This window comes from uncultured Zoogloea sp., assembly GCF_937894855.1.
Lineage (GTDB): Bacteria > Pseudomonadota > Gammaproteobacteria > Burkholderiales > Rhodocyclaceae > Zoogloea > Zoogloea oryzae.
The window spans coordinates 1-20,634 of sequence record NZ_CALAYQ010000190.1 but is presented as its reverse complement, the minus strand read 5'-3'; the positions used below and the strand labels follow the sequence as shown (position 1 = coordinate 20,634).

21 protein-coding genes are annotated in these 20,634 nt (G+C 69.6%); 16 read left to right on the top strand and 5 right to left on the bottom strand.

The window, feature by feature from the left end:
* Positions 1-2 precede the first annotated feature (2 nt).
* The 16 genes from Q0672_RS20605 (at position 3) to Q0672_RS20530 (ending at position 16,574) form a co-directional block, all read left to right on the top strand.
* On the top strand, positions 3-212 hold the full coding sequence (locus Q0672_RS20605; protein WP_153162128.1) for a rubredoxin: 210 nt from the start codon (positions 3-5) through the stop codon (positions 210-212).
* Between the two features lie 3 nt (positions 213-215).
* Positions 216-698 carry a [NiFe]-hydrogenase assembly chaperone HybE gene (gene hybE / locus Q0672_RS20600; protein WP_298625312.1) on the top strand — a complete coding sequence of 161 codons (483 nt, stop codon included), beginning with the start codon at positions 216-218 and terminating at the stop codon, positions 696-698.
* A 37-nt stretch (positions 699-735) separates the two neighbouring features.
* Complete coding sequence (locus Q0672_RS20595) at positions 736-1,506, top strand: hypothetical protein (protein ID WP_298625310.1); 771 nt, start codon at positions 736-738, stop codon at positions 1,504-1,506.
* Positions 1,499-1,840 (top strand): hydrogenase maturation nickel metallochaperone HypA, encoded by a 342-nt coding sequence (gene hypA / locus Q0672_RS20590; protein WP_298625307.1) that lies wholly within the window; start codon positions 1,499-1,501, stop codon positions 1,838-1,840. The genes Q0672_RS20595 and hypA overlap by 8 nt, the downstream gene beginning before the upstream one ends.
* Before the next feature lie 12 nt (positions 1,841-1,852).
* The gene (gene hypB, locus Q0672_RS20585) at positions 1,853-2,917 is read left to right on the top strand and encodes a hydrogenase nickel incorporation protein HypB (protein ID WP_298625304.1); all 1,065 of its coding nucleotides are present in this window, start codon (positions 1,853-1,855) and stop codon (positions 2,915-2,917) included.
* A 7-nt stretch (positions 2,918-2,924) separates the two neighbouring features.
* On the top strand, positions 2,925-5,306 hold the full coding sequence (gene hypF / locus Q0672_RS20580; protein ID WP_298625301.1) for a carbamoyltransferase HypF: 2,382 nt from the start codon (positions 2,925-2,927) through the stop codon (positions 5,304-5,306).
* Positions 5,303-5,596, top strand: coding sequence for a helix-hairpin-helix domain-containing protein (locus Q0672_RS20575; RefSeq protein WP_298625298.1), 294 nt, complete (start codon positions 5,303-5,305; stop codon positions 5,594-5,596). Before hypF ends, Q0672_RS20575 begins: the two co-directional genes overlap by 4 nt.
* A gap of 18 nt (positions 5,597-5,614) precedes the next feature.
* Positions 5,615-5,851 carry a HypC/HybG/HupF family hydrogenase formation chaperone gene (locus tag Q0672_RS20570; protein ID WP_153162135.1) on the top strand — a complete coding sequence of 79 codons (237 nt, stop codon included), beginning with the start codon at positions 5,615-5,617 and terminating at the stop codon, positions 5,849-5,851.
* Entirely contained in the window at positions 5,848-6,987 is a 1,140-nt protein-coding gene (gene hypD, locus Q0672_RS20565; RefSeq protein ID WP_298625294.1) for a hydrogenase formation protein HypD, read from the top strand. The genes Q0672_RS20570 and hypD overlap by 4 nt, the downstream gene beginning before the upstream one ends.
* A 159-nt stretch (positions 6,988-7,146) precedes the next feature.
* Positions 7,147-9,177, top strand: coding sequence for a methyl-accepting chemotaxis protein (locus tag Q0672_RS20560; RefSeq protein ID WP_298625292.1), 2,031 nt, complete (start codon positions 7,147-7,149; stop codon positions 9,175-9,177).
* Between the two features lie 148 nt (positions 9,178-9,325).
* Positions 9,326-10,372 carry a hydrogenase expression/formation protein HypE gene (hypE, locus tag Q0672_RS20555; RefSeq protein WP_298625289.1) on the top strand — a complete coding sequence of 349 codons (1,047 nt, stop codon included), beginning with the start codon at positions 9,326-9,328 and terminating at the stop codon, positions 10,370-10,372.
* A 73-nt stretch (positions 10,373-10,445) separates the two neighbouring features.
* Positions 10,446-10,748, top strand: a complete 303-nt coding sequence (locus Q0672_RS20550; protein ID WP_298625287.1) for an antibiotic biosynthesis monooxygenase — start codon at positions 10,446-10,448, stop codon at positions 10,746-10,748.
* A gap of 5 nt (positions 10,749-10,753) precedes the next feature.
* A complete protein-coding gene (locus Q0672_RS20545) occupies positions 10,754-12,472 on the top strand; it encodes a hydrogenase maturation protein (protein WP_298625284.1) in 1,719 nt (572 codons plus the stop codon).
* Positions 12,469-13,959 (top strand): sigma-54 dependent transcriptional regulator, encoded by a 1,491-nt coding sequence (locus Q0672_RS20540; RefSeq protein ID WP_298625282.1) that lies wholly within the window; start codon positions 12,469-12,471, stop codon positions 13,957-13,959. Before Q0672_RS20545 ends, Q0672_RS20540 begins: the two co-directional genes overlap by 4 nt.
* Positions 13,956-14,951 (top strand): HupU protein, encoded by a 996-nt coding sequence (locus Q0672_RS20535; RefSeq protein ID WP_298625280.1) that lies wholly within the window; start codon positions 13,956-13,958, stop codon positions 14,949-14,951. Before Q0672_RS20540 ends, Q0672_RS20535 begins: the two co-directional genes overlap by 4 nt.
* Before the next feature lie 192 nt (positions 14,952-15,143).
* Complete coding sequence (locus tag Q0672_RS20530) at positions 15,144-16,574, top strand: nickel-dependent hydrogenase large subunit (RefSeq protein ID WP_298625365.1); 1,431 nt, start codon at positions 15,144-15,146, stop codon at positions 16,572-16,574.
* A gap of 25 nt (positions 16,575-16,599) precedes the next feature.
* On the opposite strand, the gene Q0672_RS20525 is transcribed toward Q0672_RS20530, so the two are convergent.
* The 5 genes from Q0672_RS20525 to Q0672_RS20505 form a co-directional block, all read right to left on the bottom strand.
* Positions 16,600-17,574, bottom strand: coding sequence for a tyrosine-type recombinase/integrase (locus Q0672_RS20525; protein WP_298625278.1), 975 nt, complete (start codon positions 17,572-17,574; stop codon positions 16,600-16,602).
* 181 nt (positions 17,575-17,755) lie between these two features.
* Entirely contained in the window at positions 17,756-18,025 is a 270-nt protein-coding gene (locus Q0672_RS20520; RefSeq protein ID WP_298625276.1) for an excisionase, read from the bottom strand.
* A complete protein-coding gene (locus Q0672_RS20515) occupies positions 18,022-19,131 on the bottom strand; it encodes an RNA-directed DNA polymerase (protein ID WP_298625274.1) in 1,110 nt (369 codons plus the stop codon). Before Q0672_RS20515 ends, Q0672_RS20520 begins: the two co-directional genes overlap by 4 nt.
* A gap of 275 nt (positions 19,132-19,406) precedes the next feature.
* Positions 19,407-19,760: a four helix bundle protein gene (locus Q0672_RS20510; RefSeq protein ID WP_298625272.1), complete on the bottom strand. Its 354-nt coding sequence runs from the start codon at positions 19,758-19,760 to the stop codon at positions 19,407-19,409.
* Positions 19,761-19,813: 53 nt separating this feature from the next.
* A complete protein-coding gene (locus Q0672_RS20505) occupies positions 19,814-20,446 on the bottom strand; it encodes a DUF1566 domain-containing protein (protein WP_298625270.1) in 633 nt (210 codons plus the stop codon).
* Between the last annotated feature and the right edge of the window lie 188 nt (positions 20,447-20,634).

Here is a 20,634-nt window from a genome sequence, read left to right as displayed (position 1 = left end):
CGATGTTCGAAGGTTCCTTCCTGGGCGATGGCGAAAAACTCGCCGACGACGACCGGCTCGAATGCGGCATCTGCTGGCAGGTGTACGACCCCGCCGCGGGCGACGCCCACTGGGGCATCCCCGCTGGCACGCCGTTTTCGCAGCTGCCCGAGCACTGGCGCTGCCCCAACTGCGACGCCCCGCGCCACAAGTTCATGGTGCTGAAGGACTGATCCGTGCCCGCCCTGCCCACGTCCGCCCAGCTCGCGGCCCGCATCGAAGCCCATTACCGTGCGGTGGCCGCCGGCCCGATGGCCGACGTGCCCCTGTGCAACCCGCGCCTGTCGGTGCGCGTCGCACAGCTGGTGGAATGGGACGGCGTGCGCGTGGCTGCGCTGGTGATGCCCTGGGCGATCAACCTGCTGATCCTGCCCGGCAGCGCGCCCTGGCAGGCGGCCGAATCCCTCGCCAAGACCCGCTGGCGTTTTCCCAGCGGCGACTACGACTTCGTCTACGGCGCCGACGTGGGCTTCGGGCCCTATCAGGTGTGCTCGCTGTTTTCGCCGGCGCTGGAGTTCGACGCGATGGAAACCGCCTGCGACACCGCCTCGGCGGCGCTCATCGCGCTGCTGCAGGCGCCGGTCGAACCCGTCGAGGCCCGGCCGGACGCCGAAGTCTCCGGCCGCCGCCGCTGGCTCTTCGGGCGCCACGCGGCATGAGCATCGCCGTCCGGCTGTCCGTGGCGAGGCGCCCCCTGTGACCCAGTCGGTGCTTGCCGGCAGCCTGCGGGTTGCCGCGCGCTGGGACGCCGGTGCGTTGACCGGCTGGAACGTGCAGCTCGTCCGCCCGCCGGTGGCCCGCGCTTTGGTCGGCCTCGCCCCGGCCGACGCACTGGCTCGCGTCCCGCTGTATTTTTCCCTGTGCGCGAAGGCCCAGCGCGAAGCCGGCCGGCTGGCCCTGGCCGCCGCCGGCTGCGTGGCCGACGCGCCGGTGCCGTCGTGGCAGCTGTGGGCCGAATGCCTGCACGAACACCTGTGGCGGCTGCTCCTCGACTGGCCGCGGCTGGCGGGCGAGGCGCCCCGCGCCCCGGCCTTCGCCGCCTGGCGTGCCGCCCGGGGCCTGGGGCAGGCCGCCGTCATCGACGCCACCCGGCAGGTCGCCGCCGAACTGCCGGCCATCGCCGAGGCCGCCGATCAGCTCGCCGCCTTCGCCGCCGCCGCCCGGGCGCTGGAGGAGGATCGCCCCTATCCGTGGGGCAACGCCGGCAATCCGGGGGCCGGCGTGGGCGAAGCGTGGGTGCACACCGCCCGTGGCCGCCTGCGTCACGCGCTGTGCGTGGAAGACGGCCGGGTTGTCGCGTGGCGGATCGACGCGCCGACGGATCGCAATTTCGCCGACGAAAAGGGTATCGTGGAGCGCCTGCCGGCCCGCCTGCCTTCCCTGGCGGCCGCTCGCCGCGCAGTGGAGACGGCCGTGCTGCAGCTCGACCCCTGCGTGCCCTACACCGTGGAGATCGTGGATGCATGAAATGTCGCTGGCGGAAGGCATCCGCCAGATCGTCGAGGACGCCGGGCGTGCCCAGGGTTTTCGCAAGGTGAAGACGGTGGTGCTGGAAATCGGACAGCTCTCGTCGGTCGAACCCGAGGCGCTCGCCTTCTGCTTCGACGTGGTGATGAAGGACAGCATCGCCGACGGCGCCGCCCTCCAGATCGACCCCGTGCCCGGCCAGGGTTGGTGCATGCAGTGCGCCGTGAGCGTGCCGATAAGTGCCCTGTATGATCCTTGCCCCCATTGCGGCAGCTACCAGGTGCAGGCCACCGGCGGCACCGAGATGCGGGTGAAGGAACTCGAAATCGAATGAAAGCAAACTGACATGTGCAATGTGTGCGGCTGCGGGGCCGGAGAAGCCCGCATCGAAGGCGAAGCGCTGGACCGGGACGGCCACGAGCACGAGCACGTCCACGCCGATGGCACCGTCCATCGTCACGCCCATGGCCACGAGGGCGAGCACGCCCACAGCCACCAATGGGTGCCCGCCGGCGCCCACGGCCACCGGCACCAGCACGCCGACGGCACCTGGCACTCCCACGATCACGTGCACACCGCCGACCACGCCCATCCCCACACGGATGCCGGCGACGGCAGCCTGCACTACGGCCACGGCCCGGCCGGCGCCCACGCCCCGGGCATGAGCCAGGCCCAGATGGTGAAGATCGAGCAGAACATCCTCGCCAAGAACGACGGCTACGCTGAGCGCAACCGCGGCTGGCTGGCCGATCGGGGCATCCTGGCGCTCAACCTGGTGTCGAGCCCCGGCTCCGGCAAGACGACCCTGCTGGTGCGCACCATCGACGCCCTCAAGGCCCGTCCTGGCGCGGCGCCGGTGGCGGTGGTGGAGGGCGACCAGCAGACCAGCTTCGACGCCGAGCGCATCCGCGCCACCGGCGCCCCGGCGCTGCAGATCAACACTGGCAAGGGCTGCCATCTCGATGCGCTGATGGTCGGCCACGCCCTCGAAAAACTCGCCCCGCCCGACGACAGCGTGCTGCTCATCGAGAACGTCGGCAACCTCGTCTGCCCGGCCGCCTTCGACTTGGGCGAGGCCGCCAAGGTGGTGGTGCTTTCCGTTACCGAGGGCGAGGACAAGCCCCTCAAGTACCCGGACATGTTCGCCGCCGCCAGTCTGATGTTGGTCAATAAGGTTGACCTATTGCCCTACCTCACATTCGACGTGGCCCGCGCCATCGACTTCGCCCGTCGGGTCAATCCCCAGCTGCAGGTGATCCAGGTTTCCGCCACCACCGGCGCCGGCTTCGACGAATGGCTGGGCTGGATCGACGCGCGCCTCGCCGCGGCGCGGGCCGCCCGGGTCGCAACGGTCGACCAGCTGCGTGCCCGCATCGCCCAGCTCGAAGCGCAGCTCGCGGCGAAAGGCTGACCCGTCCATGCTGATTGTTGTCGACCCGACCCGCGTCGCTCGCCGCCTGCGCGTGCGTGGCGTGGTGCAGGGCGTGGGCTTCCGGCCCTTCGTGTACCGCTTCGCCAACTCCCTCGGCCTCGTCGGCTGGGTGCGCAACGACGGCGGCGGGGTGGAGATCGAGATCCAGGGCAGCGAGCCCGTGCTCGACGCCTTCACCCAGTGCCTTGCCAGCGAGGCGCCGCCCCTGGCGCGGGTGGACGCCATCGAGCCGGAGGTGATCCCGCCCGATCATTCCCGCAAGGATTTCGTGATTCTGCCCAGCGCCGAAGGCGAGGTGGCCACCGCCATCGGTCCCGACGTGGGCGTCTGCCGGGCCTGCCTCTGCGAGCTGTTCAACCCCGACGACCGGCGCTGGCGCTACCCCTTCATCAACTGCACCCACTGCGGCCCGCGCTACACCATCACCCGCAGCCTGCCCTACGACCGGGCGCGCACCAGCATGGCAGCCTTCGAACTGTGCGAAGTCTGCGCCACCGAATACCGCCATCCCGGCGACCGGCGCTTCCACGCCGAGCCCAACGCCTGCCCCACCTGCGGCCCGCGCCTCAGTCTGCACGAGCCCCACGGCCTCACCGCGCTGGCCCGCGACCCACTGGCCGAGGCGGTGCGCCGCCTGCAACTGGGCGAGATCGTCGCCATCAAGGGCCTGGGCGGCTTCCACCTGGCCTGCGATGCGTCCAACGCCGACGCCGTCGCCCGCCTGCGCGAACGCAAGGCGCGCCCCCACCAGCCCCTCGCGCTGATGGTCGCGAGCTTCGCCAGCCTGGCCGGCCGGGTGCGCATCAGCGCCGCCGAGGCCGCGGTGCTCGAAAGCCCCGAGCGGCCCATCGTGCTGCTCGCCAAGCAACCCGGCTGCGACGAGGCCTTCCCCGGCATCGCCCCCGATCTCGACGAGCTGGGCGTGATGCTGCCCGGCACGCCGCTCCATTACCTGCTGTTCCACGAGGCCGCCGGCCGCCCCGCCGGCACCGCCTGGCTTGACCAGCCGCAGCCCCTGGCCCTGGTGATGACCAGCGCCAACCCCCATGGCGAGCCCCTCGTCCAGCGCAACGACGAAGCCTTCGAGCGCCTCGCCGACATCGCCGACGTGCTGCTGATGCACGACCGGGACATCGTGGTGCGCTGCGACGACTCGGTGCTGCGCCTGCGCACCGATTTGCCCGCCACGCCGGGCGAGGGCGACGGCAAGAGCGCCGGCGTGCAGTTCCTGCGCCGCGCCCGGGGCTTCACCCCGCTGGCGATGCCGCTCGATGCCAGCGGCCCGGCGGTGCTGGCCTTCGGCGCCCACTACAAGGCCACCCTGTGCCTTGCCCGCGGGGCCGAGGCGTTCTTGTCCCAGCACATCGGCGGGCTCGACAACCCGGCCGCCTGCGTCGCCCTCGACGAAGCGGCCGAGCACCTGCAGGCCATCCTGTCGGTGCGCCCGGCCGCCGTCGCTCACGACGCCCATCCCGATTACTACTCCACCCAGGCCGCGCTGGCCCTGGCCGATGCGCTGGACGTGCCGTCCATCGCCGTCCAGCACCACCACGCCCACATCGCCGCGGTGTGCGCCGAACATCGTCTCGACGGCCCGGTGCTCGGCTTTGCCGCCGACGGCGTGGGCCTCGGCACTGACGGCCTGCCCTGGGGCGGCGAGCTGCTCTACGTGGATGGCGCCGAGTTCCGTCGCCTGGGCCACCTGAGCCCGCTGGCGCTGCCCGGCGGCGACCGCGCCGCCCGCGAGCCCTGGCGCGTCGCCACCGCCGTGCTCCACGCCCTCGGCCAGCGCGATGAGGCCGCCCGTCGCTTCGCCCATCAGCCGGCCGTGGAACAGGTGCTGGCGATGCTCGAGCGCGGCGTGCGCTGCCCGCCCACTACCAGCCTCGGGCGCTGGTTCGACGCCGCCGCCGGCCTGCTCGGGCTGTGCGACGCCACCAGCTTCGAGGGGCAGGCTGCGATGCGTCTTGAAACCCTCGCCCGGCGCCGCGGCCACACCCTGCCGCTGGCGAGCGGCTACCACATCGACACCCGGCCCGATGGCCCCTCGGTGCTCAACCTCTACCCGCTACTCCATCATCTGGTGGGCGAGACCGACGCCGCCCGCGGCGCAAGCCACTTCCACGCCACCCTGATCGACGCCGTCGCCCAGTGGATCGGCGATGCTGCCCACGCCACCGGCCTGCGCCGGGTGGCCCTCTCCGGCGGCTGCCTGCTCAACCGCGAGCTCGCCATCGGCCTGCGCCACAAGCTCGCCACCCGCGGCATTGCGGTTTTCGAAGCCCAGCACGTGCCCCCGGGCGACGGCGGCATCGCCCTCGGCCAGGCCTGGGTGGCGCGGGAAGAACTCCGCCGAGGGCTGCTGTGAGCAAACTGAGCGCCACCCCGGCCAGCGTGCGCCGGCTGGAGGACGTCCCCAACGTGGGCAAGGCCGTCGCCGACATTCTGGGCCGGATCGGCATCCACGCCCCGGCCCAGCTCGCCGGGCGCGACCCGTTCGAGCTCTACGCCGAATTCAACGCCGTCAGCGGCATCTGCAACGACCCCTGCCTGCTCGATACCTTCATCGCCGCCACCCGTTTCATGGGCGGTGAGCCGGCCCGGCCGTGGTGGGCCTACACCGCCGAGCGCAAGGCGCGCCTTGGCGGCGGCGACTGAAACCCGAGGACTGAAACCATGTGCCTCGCCATCCCGACCCGCGTGGTCGAACTCCTTCCCGACAGCCAGGCCGTCGTCGATCTCGGCGGCGTGCGCAAGACGATCTCGCTGGAGCTCGTCGACGGCGTGGTCGTGGGCGACTACGTGATCGTCCACGTGGGCTACGCGCTCACCCGGCTCGACCCGGAAGAAGCCGAGCAGACCCTCGCGCTGATGGCCCAGGCCGGCATCGACGTGGGGGCCGAAGCCGCATGAAGTACGTAGATGAGTTCCGCGACGGCGACGTGGCCCGCGGCCTCGCCGCCGCCATCGCCCGCGAGGTCGAGCCCGGCCGGCGCTACGCCTTCATGGAGTTCTGCGGCGGCCACACCCACGCCATCTCCCGCTACGGCGTGGCCGACCTGCTGCCGCCTGAGGTGCGCATGATCCACGGCCCCGGCTGCCCGGTGTGCGTGCTGCCCATCGGCCGCATCGATCAGGCGATCCAGCTGGCCCTCGCCGAAGGCGTCACCGTGTGCACCTACGGCGACACCCTGCGCGTGCCGGCGTCCGAAGGGCTCTCGATGCTCCGCGCCCGGGCCCGCGGCGCCGACATCCGGATGATCTACTCCGCCGCCGACGCACTGGCGCTGGCCCAAAAGGAGCCCAATCGCCAGGTGGTGTTCTTCGCCATCGGCTTCGAGACCACCACCCCGCCCACCGCGCTGGTGATCCGCCAGGCGGCCCAGCTCGGGCTCACCAACTTCTCGGTGCTCAGCTGCCACGTGCTTACCCCGTCGGCGATCACCGCCATCCTCGAATCCCCCGAGGTGCGCGAGCTGGGCACGGTGCCGCTGGATGGCTTCATCGGCCCCGCCCACGTGAGCACCATCATCGGCAGCCGGCCCTACGCCCACTTCGCCGAGGAATACCGCAAGCCGGTGGTGATCGCCGGCTTCGAGCCGCTGGACGTGATGCAGGCCATCCGCATGCTGGTGCGCCAGGTGAACGAAGGCCGCGCCGAGGTGGAGAACGAATTCACCCGCGCCGTCACCGAGGACGGCAATCTCAAGGCCCAGGCGCTGGTGTCGGAGGTCTTCGAGCTGCGCCAGGCCTTCGAATGGCGCGGGCTGGGGATGGTGCCGTACTCGGCCCTGCGCATCCGCGAGCGCTTCGCTGCCTTCGATGCCGAGGCCCGCTTCGGCCTCGTCTACCAGCCGGTGCGGGATCACAAATCCTGCGAATGCGGGGCGATCCTGCGCGGAGTCAAGACGCCCCTCGACTGCAAGCTCTTCGGCACGGTGTGCACCCCCGAGACGCCGATGGGCTCGTGCATGGTGTCGTCCGAAGGTGCCTGCGCCGCCCACTACACCTACGGGCGCTTCCGCGACATTCCGGTGGTGGCGGGCTGACCCGTCGTGACCTTGAATCCCTGTATTCACTTCGGCTCTGAAGATGACGAACGTCGCCTCCGCGCGGCGCGCTGGCATCATCCCGGGGCTCAACCTTGCTCAAACCCTGCCGATACACGCCGGATACGGCCCGTATCGAGGCCGGCAAGGAGACTTGAAGTGAATCTGTTCAGCAAGCTGCGCGCCGCGCCGCAGCCGGGCGTGCGCACCCTGCAGTGCCGCGCCGCCGATGTGGCATCGACCCTTGCAACGGTCGCCATCCAGCCCACCTTCATCAGCGCTTACGTCTCGCCCCACGTGGATATCGAGCCCGTCGCCCGGGCCGTGACCGGGCGCTTTCCCGGCGTGCCGGTGATGCTGTGCTCTACCGCAGGCGAACTGTGCAGCCAGGATCAGACCCTCTACTGCGCCACCGGCAACAGCTGGGATCGGGTAGTCATCCAGTGCTTCGACGCGTCGCTGATCGCCCGCGCCCAGGTGGTCGCCGTGCCGCTGGGCAGCGAAGACCTGCGCCGCGGCCAGCGCGACATGCCGGTGCGCGACCGGGTTGCCGCGCTCGCCAAGCGCATCCGCGACGTGCGGGTGGACATCGACATCGACCACCGCGACACTTTCGCCCACATCCTGTTCGATGGCCTGTCGGCGTCCGAATCGTTCTTCATGGAGGCGCTCGACGAATCCGGGCGTTTCCCGTGCCTGTTCGTGGGCGGCTCGGCCGGCGGCAAGTTCGATTTCAAGAACACCTGGATCCACGACGGCACCCGCAAGCTCGAGAACCACGCCCTGATCGCCTTCCTCAAGGTGGCGAAGGGCACGCGCTTCGGCGTGCTCAAGAGCCACAACTTCGAGCCCGACGGCGCCCGCTTCCCGGTGATCGGCGCGTCGCTGGAGCAGCGCTACGTGAGCCAGGTGATCGCCGAGGACGGCAGCATCGTGTCCTTCATCGACGCCCTGTGCCGGCACTTCCGCTGCCAGCCCCAGGCGCTCGAGAGCAAGCTGGCCGACTACTCCTTCGCGATCAAGGTCGGGGAGGAGCTGTTCGTCCGATCGGTGGTGAACGTCAATCTCGACGCCGGACGGGTCAATTTCTACTGCGACATCTCGCCGGGTGAAGACCTGCTGCTGGTCCGCCGCACCAGCCTCGCCCAGGCCACCGACCGGGATTTCAAGGACTTCATGAGCGGCAAGCCGGGCCTGCCGGTGGCCGGCATCCTCAACGACTGCATCCTGCGCCGGCTCAACAACGACAAGGAGCTCGCCCGCCTCGGCGACGTGCTGCCCGGCGGCCAGATGGCCGGTTTCTCCACCTTTGGCGAGATCCTCGGCCTCAACCTCAACCAGACCCTCACCGCGGTGTTTTTCTTCCGGGTGCCGGAGGGCACGCCGTTCCGCGACGAGTTCGTGGATAACTTCGTCGCCCATTACGGCGAGTTCAAGGCCTTCTTCCTGCGCCGCCAGAGCAACAAGTTTGCCGGCCTGTCGCGGGTGATCGTCCGCCAGATCTGCGATTACCAGTCGGAGCACTTCGACAGCCAGTTCGACCCCACCGGCCTGGATGACAGCATCACCCAGGTGGTGCGCGGCCTCAACAGCCTGGGCCAGACACTCCAGTCGTCGTGGGCGCTGCGCAACGACACCGCGCGTCAGCTCGAAGCCTGCGCCGGCGACCTCTACGCCTCGGTGGGCGAGCTGGGTGGCCACATCGACGAGCAGGGACGGGTCGTCCACGACGCCGGCACGATGGTCACCCACCTCACCAACCAGGCCGCCGGTGCCGCCGACAGCGCCCGCCAGCTCGCGCTGGCCAGCGGTCGCATCCAGGGCGTGGTCGAGGTGATCCAGCAGATCGCCGACCAGACCAACCTGCTCGCCCTCAATGCCGCCATCGAGGCGGCCCGGGCCGGCGAGGCCGGACGCGGCTTTGCGGTGGTGGCCGACGAGGTGCGCAAGCTCGCCGAGAAATCCCGCACCAGCGCCGGCGAGATCGGCGCCGACATCTCGTCGCTGGCCAGCGAGATCGGCCGCGTGGCCCAGGAGATCGAACGCCAGTCCGGCGACGTGTCGCGCCTGTCGTCGCTCCTCACCGACATCGAGACCATCAGCAGCCAGACCGCCGGCAACGCCGACCACACCCGGACGGTGGCCGACACCCTCAAACACCTCACCGAGAACCAGCTGTCCCAGGCCTGATCCGCTCCGGCGCGTGCACGCGTGCCGGGCCGGCCGGGCCTCCGACCGAAACCGACACGCGCGTGATGAAAAATACCCCCACTCTCACCCGCTGCGCGGGATCGCTGCCCCCCGAGGGGGCGCTTTTTCATCTTGGGGCGGCCCGGCGATGAAAAAAAACTACGTCCGACCCCTCGACCTGCGCCACGGCAGCGTCGATCTCTCCCACGGCGGCGGTGGCCGCGCGATGGTCCAGCTCATCTCCGACGTCTTCGGCAAGGCCTTCGACAACGAATGGCTGCGCCAGGGCGACGACGGCGCCGTGCTGCCGGCCCCCGGCCCCGGCGAGCGGCTGGTGGTCGCCACCGATGCCCACGTGGTTTCGCCGCTGTTCTTTCCCGGCGGCGACATCGGCTGTCTGGCGGTGCACGGCACCGTCAATGATGTGGCGGTGATGGGCGCCCGGCCGCTGTATCTCGCCGCCAGCTTCATCCTCGAAGAAGGCTTTCCCCTTGCCGATCTTGCCCGCATCGTCGCCAGCATGGCCGCTGCAGCCCGCGAGGCCGGCGTGCCGGTGGTCACCGGCGACACCAAGGTCGTCGAGAAGGGCAAGGGCGACGGGGTGTTCATCACCACCACCGGCATCGGCGCGCTGCCGGTTGGCCGCCAGCTCTCCGGCGCCAACGCCCGGGCCGGCGATGCGGTGATCGTCTCCGGCACCCTCGGCGACCACGGCATGGCCATCATGGCCCAGCGTGAGAACCTCGCCTTCGATTCCGAAATCCGCTCCGACACCGCCGCGCTGCACGGCCTCGCCGCCGTGGCGATGGCCGCTGCGCCGGGTCTGCGCCTGCTGCGCGACCCGACCCGCGGCGGGCTGGCGGCAACCCTCAACGAGATCGCCCAGCAGTCCGGCGTCGGCATCGTGCTCGACGAGGCGGCGATTCCGGTCGATCCGCAGGTGGCCGCCGCCTGCGAGTTCCTCGGCCTCGACCCCCTCAACATCGCCAACGAGGGCAAGCTGATCGCCGTGTGCCCGGCCGCTGAAGCCGACGCGCTGGTCGCCGCGCTGCGCGCCCATCCCCTCGGCGCCCGCGCCGCCCGGGTGGGCGAGGTGATCACCGACGACCACCGCTTCGTGCAGATGAAGACCGCCTTCGGCGGCCGCCGCATGGTGGATTGGCTCGCCGGCGAGCAGCTTCCGCGCATCTGCTGACCAGTCCGTCAGCTACAGTTCGGGTGGCGCCGCCACCCGGCTGCGAGCCGTCCACCCTCCCGGAGAACCGACCATGTTCATCGCCATGAACCGCTTCCGCATCGCCCCCGGCCGCGAGGCCGAATTCATCGAGATCTGGAAAAAGCGCGAATCCCACCTGGACGAAGTGCCTGGCTTCCAGTCCTTCAACCTGCTGCAGGGGCCGACCACGAACGAATTCACCCTGTTCGCCAGCCACTCGGTGTGGGAATCCGCCGCCGCCTTCGAGGCCTGGACGCGCTCCGAGGCCTTCCGCAAGGCCCACGCCGGCGCCGGCAGCAGCCGCGACATCTACCTCGGCCCACCGCAGTTCGAGGGCTTCGAAGCCGTGCTCTGAGCCAGATGCGCATCCTCGTCCTCACCCACAGCTTCAACAGCCTCACCCAGCGCCTCTTCGACGCGCTGGTGGCGGACGGCCACGACCTCTCGGTGGAGTTCGATATCGCCGATTCGGTCACCGAAGAGGCCGTCGCGCTGTTCCAGCCGGATCTGCTGCTGGCGCCCTTCCTCAAGCGGGCGATCCCCGAATCCGTGTGGTCGCGCCTGCCGTGCCTGATCGTGCATCCGGGCATCGTCGGCGACCGTGGCCCGTCGGCCCTCGACTGGGCGATCCAGCGGGGCGAGGCCGAGTGGGGCGCGACCGTGCTGCAGGCCGAAGCCGAAATGGACGCCGGCCCGGTGTGGGCGAGCCGCGTCTTCCCGATGCGCGCCGCGCCCAAGGCCAGCCTTTATCGCAACGAGGTGACCGACGCCGCCCTCGCCGCGGTGCGCGAGGCCATCGCCCGATTCGACGAGTGGCGCGCCGGCCGCTGGCAGCCGCAACGCCCACAGCCCGACGACCCCGCCGTGCGCGGCACGCTCCAGCCGCTGATGCGCCAGGCGGATCGCGCCATCGACTGGGCCGGCGACGACACCGCGACGATCCTCGCCCGCATCCGCGCCGCCGACGGCTTTCCCGGCGTCGCCGACGCGCTGTTCGGCCAGCCCTGCCACCTCTTCGATGCCCACCCGGCGGCGTTTGAACCCGGTGCCACGCCCGGCCAGCTCATCGCCCGCCGCGACGGCGCCGTGCTTCGCGCCACCCGCGACGGCGCGGTGTGGATCGGCCACGTGAAGCGGCCGGGTGGCGTCAAGCTGCCCGCCAGCGTGGCCTTCGCCGCCGAGGCCGCCGGCCTGCCCGACCGCCCGGCGCCGCTGATGCGCGACGCCGCCGACTGGGGCGAGCTGCGCTACCGCGAGGAGGGCGCCGTCGGCATGCTGTCCTTCGACTTCTACAACGGCGCGATGGCCACCGACCAGTGCCGGCGCCTCATCGACGCCATCGCCTTTGCCCGCACCCGGCCCACCCGCGTGCTGGTGCTGGAGGGCGGGGCGGACTTCTGGTCCAACGGCATCCACCTCAACCGCATCGAGGCCGGCGGCTCGGCGGCGGACGAATCCTGGGCCAACATCAACGCCATCGACGACGTGTGCCTCGCCATCCTGCAGCTTAGCGATCGTCTCACCGTGGCTGCGCTGCGCGGTAACGCCGGCGCCGGCGGGTGCTTTCTGGCGCTGGCGGCCGACCACGTGTGGGCGCGCGAGGGCGTGATCCTCAACCCCCACTACAAGAACATGGGCAACCTGTACGGATCGGAGTACTGGACCTACCTGCTGCCCGGCCGGGTGGGCGACGCCGCGGCCCGGGCGATCATGGCCGAACGCCTGCCCCTGGGCGCCACCCGAGCAGCCCGGACGGGCCTGATCGACGCCGCCTTCGGCGCCGACCGCCCGGCCTTCGAGGCCGAGGTGCTCGCCCGCGCCCGGGCGCTCGCCGAAGCGCCGGACTACCCCGCGCAGCTCGCCGCCAGGCAGGCCCGCCGCGCGGCTGACGAAGCCGTCAAACCCCTCTCCGCCTACCGGGATGAAGAGCTCGCCCGGATGCACCGCAACTTCTATGGCTTCGACCCCAGCTACCACGGGGCGCGCTACCATTTCGTGATGAAGAGCCCCCAGTCCTGGACGCCGCGCCACCTCGCCCGGCACCGCGACCGCGCCGGGGCCAGCCCAGCCAAGCGATGAACAACCCGATCAAACCTGCCGCCCGATTGCCGTCCGTGCTGGTGGTGGACGACGAAGTCCGCTCCCAGGAAGCCCTGCGCCGCACCCTCGACGAAGAGTTCGAGGTGTTCACCGCGTCCTCCGCCGAAGATGCCTGGAAGATCCTCGAGCGCGAGACGGTGCAGGTGCTGCTGTGCGACCAGCGCATGCCCGGCGAGTCCGGCGTGTCCTTCCTCAAGCGGGTGCGCGAGCAATGGCCCGACGTGGTGCGCATCATCATCTCGGGCTACACCGACTCGGAAGACATCATCGCCGGCATCAACGACGCGGGCATCTACCAGTACCTGCTCAAGCCCTGGCAGCCCGACAACCTGCTGATGGCCATGCGCAACGCCGCCGAGCTGCACCGCCTGCAGGCCGAGAACCAGCGCCTGAGCCTGGAGCTGCGCACCACCGGCCCGGTGCTCAAGAAGCGCGTCGAGATGAAGTACGAGCGGGTCAAGCGCGAGTTCGGTCTCGACGGCCTCACCCGCGCGCCCGACAGCCCACTTAACCCGGTGTGCGACCTCATCGCCCAGGTCGCGCCGTTTGACCTCTCCGTGCTCATCTCCGGCGAATCCGGCACCGGCAAGGAGATGATCGCCCGCGCCATCCACTACCGCAGCCGCCGCGCCGACAAGGCCTTCGTGGTGGAAAACTGTGGCGCGCTGCCCGACGAGCTGCTGGAGGCCGAGCTGTTCGGCTACAAGCGCGGCGCCTTCACCGGCGCCTATGAAGACCGCACCGGCCTGTTCCAGCAGGCCGACGGTGGCACGCTGTTCCTCGACGAGATCGGCGAAACCTCGCCGGCCTTCCAGGTCAAGCTGCTGCGCGTGCTGCAGGAGGGCGAGTTCCGCCCTCTGGGCAGCCCGCGCCCGATGACGGTGGACGTGCGCGTCATCGCCGCCACCAACCGCGATCTGGAAACCGAGGTGCGCGAAGGCCGCTTCCGGGAGGATCTGTACTACCGCCTCGCCATCGTGCCCATCCACGTGCCGCCCCTGCGCGAGCGCCCGATGGACATCCCGCTGCTCGCCGAGCGCCTGCTCGAGGCCAGCCGCCGCGCGCTGGGCAAGGACACCGAAGGCTTTACCGCCGAAGCCCTGGCCTGCCTGTCGGCCTACCGCTGGCCGGGCAACGTACGCGAGCTGCAGAACGCCATCCTGCGCATGCTGGCGCTGGCCACCGAGCCGTGCCTGGGCGTCCACCTGCTGGCGCCGCGGGTGCTCCAGGCCGGCGCCGACGGCCGCCCCGATGGCCCTGTGGACGAGCTCGCCGCGGTGGGCTTCTCCGGCACCCTGCAGGAGCGCGTCGATGCGCTGGAAGCCCGCGTGCTCAAGGAGACTTTGATCCGCCTGCGCTGGAACAAGACCCGCGCCGCCAACGAGCTGGGTCTGTCCCGCGTGGGCCTGCGCGCCAAGCTGGCCCGCTTCGGGCTCGACGGCGGCAAGGGGGGCGACGACGAATGAACCTCCTGTGGCTCCAGTCCGGCGGCTGCGGCGGCTGCACCATGTCGCTGCTGTGCTCCGGTGCGCGGGACGTGCTGGGGCTGCTGTCGTCGGCCGGCATCAACCTCGCCTGGCATCCGTCACTCTCCGAAGCCTCGGGCGACGAGGTGCGAGCGTTGCTGGCCGATTTCGAATCCGGCGCCAAGCCACTGGATCTGCTGTGCGTCGAAGGTTCGCTGCTTACTGGCCCCAACGGCAGCGGGCGCTTCCACATGCTGGCGGGCACCGGCCGGCCGATGATCGACTGGGTGAAGCGCCTCGCCGCCCGCGCCCGCTACACCCTGGGCGTGGGCACCTGCGCGGCCTACGGCGGCATCACCGCGGCGGGCAACAACCCGGCTGGCGCCATCGGCCTTCAGTACGACGGCGAGCACCACGGCGGGCTGCTCGGCGCCGACTACCGCTCGGCCGCGGGCCTGCCGGTGATCAACGTGGCCGGCTGCCCGACCCACCCGGACTGGGTCACCGACACCCTGCTGGCCCTCGCCCTCGGGCAGTTCGGCGAGGCCGATCTCGACGCCCTCGGCCGGCCGCGCTTCTACGCCGACCAGCTGGTGCACCACGGCTGCAACCGCAACGAGTTCTACGAGTTCAAGGCCAGCGCCGAAAAGCCCGGCGACCTGGGCTGCATGATGGAGCACCTGGGCTGCAAGGGCACCCAGGCCCACGCCGACTGCAACACCCGGCCGTGGAACGGCGCCGGCTCGTGCACCAACGGCGGCTATCCGTGCATCAGCTGCACCGAGCCGGGCTTCGAATCGCCGGGCCACGCCTTCGACCGCACGCCCAAGGTGGCCGGGATCCCCATCGGGCTGCCTTCCGACATGCCCAAGGCGTGGTTCGTGGCGCTGGCGGCGCTGTCCAAGTCGGCCACCCCGGCGCGGGTGCGCCAGAACGCCGTGGTCGAGACGCCGGTGCTCGCGCCGGCCATTCGCAAGACGGGGCTGAAGTGAACGACGCCCCCCGACGCCCCTGGGGTGCGGAGGCCCGGCTTTGGATGCCCGGGCCGTTCGGCAGGCATGGCGCAGTGCGCCATGAATTCCCTGCCTCACCCCCCCACTTGGGGGCGGGCCAGCCGCTTCGGGGCGGCCGTGCGCGGCCGGCCCCGGTGGCGCTCAGGCAACGGGAGTACTGAATTGAATCGTGTGGTGGTGGGGCCCTTCAACCGCGTCGAGGGCGACCTGGAGGTGAGCCTCGATTTCGAGGGTGGCCGGGTGGCTGCGGCCTACGTCAATTCGCCGCTCTTCCGCGGCTTCGAGCAGATCCTGATCGGCCGCGAGCCGATGGACGCGCTGGCCATCGTGCCGCGCATCTGCGGCATCTGCTCGGTATCCCAGTCGGCGGCGGCGGCGGCGGCGCTGGCCGATCTGGCCGGCGTGCGGCCCACGCCCAACGGCCAGCGGGTGAGCAACCTGATTCTGGCGGCCGAGAACCTGGCCGACCACTTCACCCACTTCTACCTCTTCTTCATGCCGGACTTCGCCCGGGACGCCTACCGGGGCCGGCCGTGGTTCGACGCCGCGGCGACGCGCTTCAAGGCCACCACCGGCAGCGCCACCGCCGATGCCCTGCCGGCCCGGGCGGCCTTCCTGCAGATCATGGGCAGCCTGGCCGGCAAGTGGCCCCACAGCATGACGCTGCAGCCCGGCGGCGTGGCCCGGGCGCCCCAGACCGCCGAGCGGCTGCGGGTCTTCGCGGCACTGCGGGAGTTCCGCGCGTGGCTGGAGCGGCGGCTGTTCGGCGACCGCCTGGAGGCTATTGCCGGCATCGACTCGGTCGCGGCCCTGCGCCGCTGGATGGACGCGCGGCCGGCCACGGCCAGCGACTTCCGGCTGTTCCTGGCGATCGCCGACGACCTGCAGCTCGCCCGCATCGGCCGTGCGACGGACCGCTTCCTCAGCCACGGCGCCTATCCCAAGGACGCCGGCTGGCTCTTCCCCCGCGGCGTGCTCGACCTGCCGGCCGGCGCCCTGCAGCCCTTCGAGCCGGCGGATGTGGTCGAGGACGTCTCTCACGCCTGGCTGGAGGCCGACGTGCCGCGCCATCCCTCCGAGGGCGACACCCGGCCGGTGGAGCACAAGGACGGCGCCTACACCTGGTGCAAGGCGCCGCGCTGGCAGGGTCAGGTGGCCGAATGCGGCGCGCTGGCCCGCCAGGTGGTGGCCGGCCACCCGCTGATCCGCGAGCTGGTGATGGAGCACGGCGGCAACGTGGCGAGCCGGGTCATCGCCCGGCTGCTGGAGTTGGCGCTGGTGGTGCCGGCGATGGAACAGTGGCTGAAGGCCCTCGACGACGGGCCGTTCTGCGCGCAGACGATGCTCCCCACCGATGGCCGCGGCTGTGGGCTGGTGGAGGCCGCCCGGGGCGCGCTGGGGCACTGGCTCACCGTGCGCGGCGGCCACATCGTGCGCTACCAGATCATCGCGCCCACCACCTGGAACTTCTCCCCCCGAGATGCCGCCGGCACGCCCGGCGCCCTGGAGCAGGCCCTGGTCGGCCTGCCGGAAGCCGAGCCGCTGCTGGTGCAGCACGTGGTGCGGAGTTTCGATCCTTGCATGGTGTGCACGGTGCATTGATTTTTTTTCAATAAAAATCAATGACTTATTTTGATGTGTTCGGAATTTGTGCGGAATCTGTTCGTAACTCACCGACAGTAATCCACTCGTCGCCACGTACGTCTCGGTACAGCGCGGTCATGTCGGCGCTCTTGTGGCCAGCCAGTGCCTGGGCGTTGATGCCCTGTTCCGCATAGAGGCGCAGCGCCAGGCTGCGAATCTCGTGGAAGCTGGGCGGGGTCTTCCCTGGAACGGTGATCTGCACCGCATCGCGGGCTTTGGCGAACATCTGTGAGATGGTGTGTTCGCGCACCTTCGCGCCGGGCTTGGCTTTCCCTGCGTGTGCGGTGTGGTGGATCATGTGCCGGCTCAGGATGTTGTCACGGCACCGTCCGATCACGTCGGCTACGGTCCAGCCCAAGGCGTTCAAGCGTAGGCTGGTGGGGATGGCAATCTTCACTCCGTGCTTGATGACTTTCTTGGGGATCACGTACAGCTGGCCGTCCCGTTCTTGGGAAAACAGCATGGAGGCGATGTCCTCGCGGCGCTGGGCGGTGACTAGCGCGAGCTCGTAGGACCGAACGGCCCATGCCGGCTGGTTTTCCTGCGCCCATTTGTGGATCGTTTTGAAAGCATCGAGGGAGAGCCGGCCGCGTTTTGTGGTCACCCTCTCGGATCGGGTCGATTGCACGGGGTTGCTGGAGATCCAGCCCTCGCTGATCGCTTCGCGGAAAATATCCAGAAGCAGCGAGCGGGTGGCTTGCTGCATGCGTGGTGTGCCCGACAGCGTGGCGAGGTGCTCGGCAATGACCCGCGTTGTGATGGCCTCCATCCGGTGCTCGCCCATGGCCTTGCTGATCTTTGCGACGCGCTGACGAATGACCGCGCGTGTTGAGTTGGCGATATCTCGCTTGGCCACGATGGCTTTGTAGGCTTCCAGCCAATCTGCAAGCGTGTCGGGCTTCCCTTGTACGGTGTGCAGCAGTCGGTTTTGGGTGAGCTTTCCTGCGACGTGCAGCATTACCTCTGTTACCTGGGCAATCGCATCGTCCAGGGAGATTCGGCCGAGGGTAAAGACGCCGCCGGCCGGCGGCGCAGTTTCGAGGTGCGGCAGCGCGTCTGCAGGCGGCTCCCACGTGTAGTAGCCCGGCCTCGGCTCGCGGAGGCCGCGAGGCCAGCCACGCCGGGCCCGGATGCGAGGTCTAGCGGCCATACAAGAATTTCTCCAGATCAATGCCGCCAGCCCCGGTGCTGGGGCTGGCGCCCGAGGCGGAATACTCGGCGTTAGAGGGTACGCGCCATTCTCGCCCTTCACGGCGGGCGCCAGGGATACGGCCGTCCCGGCACCAGCGGCGCAGGGTGGAGATCGGCTTCGGCGGGTCGTGGCGAGCTTCTGACCAAGTGGTGACAGGGATGAGCTTTACGGGCTGGGTCGCGGGTGTGCTGCCCTTGATTCGGTCGAGAAGTTTCATGCTGCTCTCCGGTATGTCTTTTTGATGTCGGATTGAATGCTGTATCCGCGCCGCCGCAGGACGTTGGCAAGCCGTGCGCGGTCGGTGTGGCTGTGGGAGGCCTGCCCGAGCAGCCCGAAATAGCTGTTGCCAACCTCCAGCAGCTGGCCAGTGGGGGTGTGCTCGATGCGTTGAAGTGCGTGGGCAACCGTTCGGCGCCGGGTGGTTCGGCGCCACGGCTTGATGACGTGGCCGACGAAATCCACGCCGCGCTCGATGGGCTGCAGGATGGTTTTTCGGTGGTTGAGCTGCACGCCGAGCTGCCCGATCAGGAGGCCGTGGACGTTGGCCAGTGCCTGGGCCAGCCATGCCGGCGACTCGTGCAGGAAAATGAAGTCATCCACGTAGCGGATGTAGTGTCTGGCGCGCAGGACGTGCTTCGCATGCTGGTCGAGCACGTCGAGATACGCGTTCGCAAAGAACTGGCTGCTCAGGTTGCCGATGGGCAGCCCGAGGTGTGCCGGCTGCTCGGCCAGCCGCTTGTGTTTCGGCACGCGCTGCAGCAGCGCCGGATTGCCGCGGTACTCGAAGTTCTCGCGGGGGTCGTGAAAGAGGATCTGTCTGGCCAGCGCCAGCCACCACGGTTCGGCGATGTGGTGGGCGAGCAGCTCGGAGAGGATCGGCTTGCTGATGCTGACAAAGAAGTTCGCGATGTCGCATTTCAGATAGAAGCCGGGCCGGCTCCAGTTCTGCGTCTGGCTGCGGATCATCGCCTCGAGGCGGCGGGCGCCGTAGAGCGTGCCGCGGCCGGGAATGCAGGCGCAGCTGTCGGCGATGAAGCGGGCGTGAATGGCTGGGGCGATGTGGTTGTAGAGCAGGTGGTGGACGATCCGGTCCCGGAAGTCCGCCGCCCACACCTCACGCGGGCGCGGGTGGGTGACGACAAAGCAGATCGAGCGGCCGGGTGTGTAGACGTCTGCACATAGATCGTCGTACAGCGTGGCCAGGTTGTGTTCGAGGTCGATCTCGAAGCGCAGGGCGCTCTCGCTGCTGCGCTTGGCGCGCCGGCAGTCGAAGTAGGCCTGCACCAGATCGGAAAAAGTGGGGCCAGCATGGCCGGGGGTCAAATCTGCGGACGGCGCGGACGCGGCCCTTGTAGCCCTTGTCGTTGTTGTTCTGGTTGCCATTGTCGAAGTTCTGATTCCAGGCGTTGGAGGCGTTGCCGGCGTACTGCGCCGATGAGTCGCGCGATCTACGTCGCCCGGTCGATTGCTCGGACGGGAAACTGCACCGGACCGATGCCGGCCGGGGCCGGGGGTATCCGTGGTGTGCATGGCGGTGGCCGGGATGGCCAGCGGCGCGACCAGATTTAATAACCGCACGGGCGTGGTCGCCATGACGATCACGCAGCAGGCGGTGCGGAGTGCTTGCGCCACCCGGTGGCCTGCTTGCCGATCGCGTCGGTGAGTTCGATCGCGCGGGCGTACTGGCCGGTGCTGATGAGCCGCAGGTCGCGCGACAGGCGCAGGAGCAGTTCCACCACCTGCATGCGCTCCAGGAGCTGCTGCAGGTGCGGGGCCTTGTCCCGGGCGCTGTTGGCGCGATAGATGAGCACGACGAGATCCATGCTCTCCTCGGCCAGCCGTTTGCCCAGCGTTGCCTTGTGGGCGCGCGGCATGTTGGCGGTCATCGGCGTGACGACGGTGAGCAGGTCGTACGTCGTCTTGTAGATGGGTAGCGCAGTGGTGATGGCCATGCTGGCGAAAAAATCGTAAAGCCGGGCTGCGCCCGGCTAAAGGGTTGAAGGGGTCAATCGATCATGAATCTGCGGACGGCGCGGACGCGGCCCTTGTAGCCCTTGTCGTTGCTGAGCTGGTTGCCATTGGCGAAGTACTGATTCCAGGCGTCGGAGGCGTAGCCGGCGTACTGCGTGCTGGTCCAGTACCAGCCGTCAAGGTTGAAGACCTCCGAGGCGTTCAGGTAGGCGAGGCGCAGCTCATGGCGGGCGGGGAGATACCAGTCGTTGAAGCCATTGCAGGTGAGGCTGAGTGAAAGGCATGCCGCCGGAAAGCGCTTCTGGGTGGACTTGGCGTAGTCGCGGATCGCGAGGCTGTTGCTCAGGCCGTCGCGGTCGTTGATGGCGCCCGAAATCATCTTGTCGTCTTCGCCCCACTCGGTGTCGCTGCCTTCGGTGTCGATCGGGGAGATGATGAGGTGATAGTGGTGGCCCCACTCGCTACGCATGATCCCGGCGTAGATGCCACCCTGCTCGGGCCACATTGCGCCAAGGGCCGGGGGCATGCTGGCCTTGGTGGGGGTGTCGGTGCCGACCTCGGCCGGCGCCGTCAGTTTCTCGAAAAGCGCCTTGGCAAGGGTGGCCGGGCTCAGGGCGCCGGCCAGCTGCTCGGGGTGAATCTCAACGTGTGCGGTAATGGTGTTCATGCGGATCTCCGAAATTTTGCGAAGCCGGGCTGCGCCCGGCTAAAGGGGTAAAGGGCTCAATCGATCAGGAATCTGCGGACGGCGCGGACGCGGCCCTTGTAGCCCTTGCCGCTGCCGCTCTGGTCGCCACTGCCGAAGTTCTGAAGCCAGGCGTTGGAGGCGTAGCCGGCGTACTGCGTGCTGCTCCA

Coding starts and splice junctions, on each gene's coding strand:
- Q0672_RS20510 (WP_298625272.1), bottom strand. CDS start 19,760: ATGGCCATCACCACTGCGCTACCCATCTACAAGACGACGTACGACCTG.
- Q0672_RS20605 (WP_153162128.1), top strand. CDS start 3: ATGTTCGAAGGTTCCTTCCTGGGCGATGGCGAAAAACTCGCCGACGAC.
- hypB (WP_298625304.1), top strand. CDS start 1,853: ATGTGCAATGTGTGCGGCTGCGGGGCCGGAGAAGCCCGCATCGAAGGC.
- Q0672_RS20545 (WP_298625284.1), top strand. CDS start 10,754: ATGCGCATCCTCGTCCTCACCCACAGCTTCAACAGCCTCACCCAGCGC.
- Q0672_RS20540 (WP_298625282.1), top strand. CDS start 12,469: ATGAACAACCCGATCAAACCTGCCGCCCGATTGCCGTCCGTGCTGGTG.
- Q0672_RS20535 (WP_298625280.1), top strand. CDS start 13,956: ATGAACCTCCTGTGGCTCCAGTCCGGCGGCTGCGGCGGCTGCACCATG.
- hypD (WP_298625294.1), top strand. CDS start 5,848: ATGAAGTACGTAGATGAGTTCCGCGACGGCGACGTGGCCCGCGGCCTC.
- Q0672_RS20570 (WP_153162135.1), top strand. CDS start 5,615: ATGTGCCTCGCCATCCCGACCCGCGTGGTCGAACTCCTTCCCGACAGC.
- Q0672_RS20520 (WP_298625276.1), bottom strand. CDS start 18,025: ATGAAACTTCTCGACCGAATCAAGGGCAGCACACCCGCGACCCAGCCC.
- hypE (WP_298625289.1), top strand. CDS start 9,326: ATGAAAAAAAACTACGTCCGACCCCTCGACCTGCGCCACGGCAGCGTC.
- hypA (WP_298625307.1), top strand. CDS start 1,499: ATGCATGAAATGTCGCTGGCGGAAGGCATCCGCCAGATCGTCGAGGAC.
- Q0672_RS20550 (WP_298625287.1), top strand. CDS start 10,446: ATGTTCATCGCCATGAACCGCTTCCGCATCGCCCCCGGCCGCGAGGCC.
- Q0672_RS20505 (WP_298625270.1), bottom strand. CDS start 20,446: ATGAACACCATTACCGCACACGTTGAGATTCACCCCGAGCAGCTGGCC.
- Q0672_RS20525 (WP_298625278.1), bottom strand. CDS start 17,574: ATGCTGCACGTCGCAGGAAAGCTCACCCAAAACCGACTGCTGCACACC.
- hypF (WP_298625301.1), top strand. CDS start 2,925: ATGCTGATTGTTGTCGACCCGACCCGCGTCGCTCGCCGCCTGCGCGTG.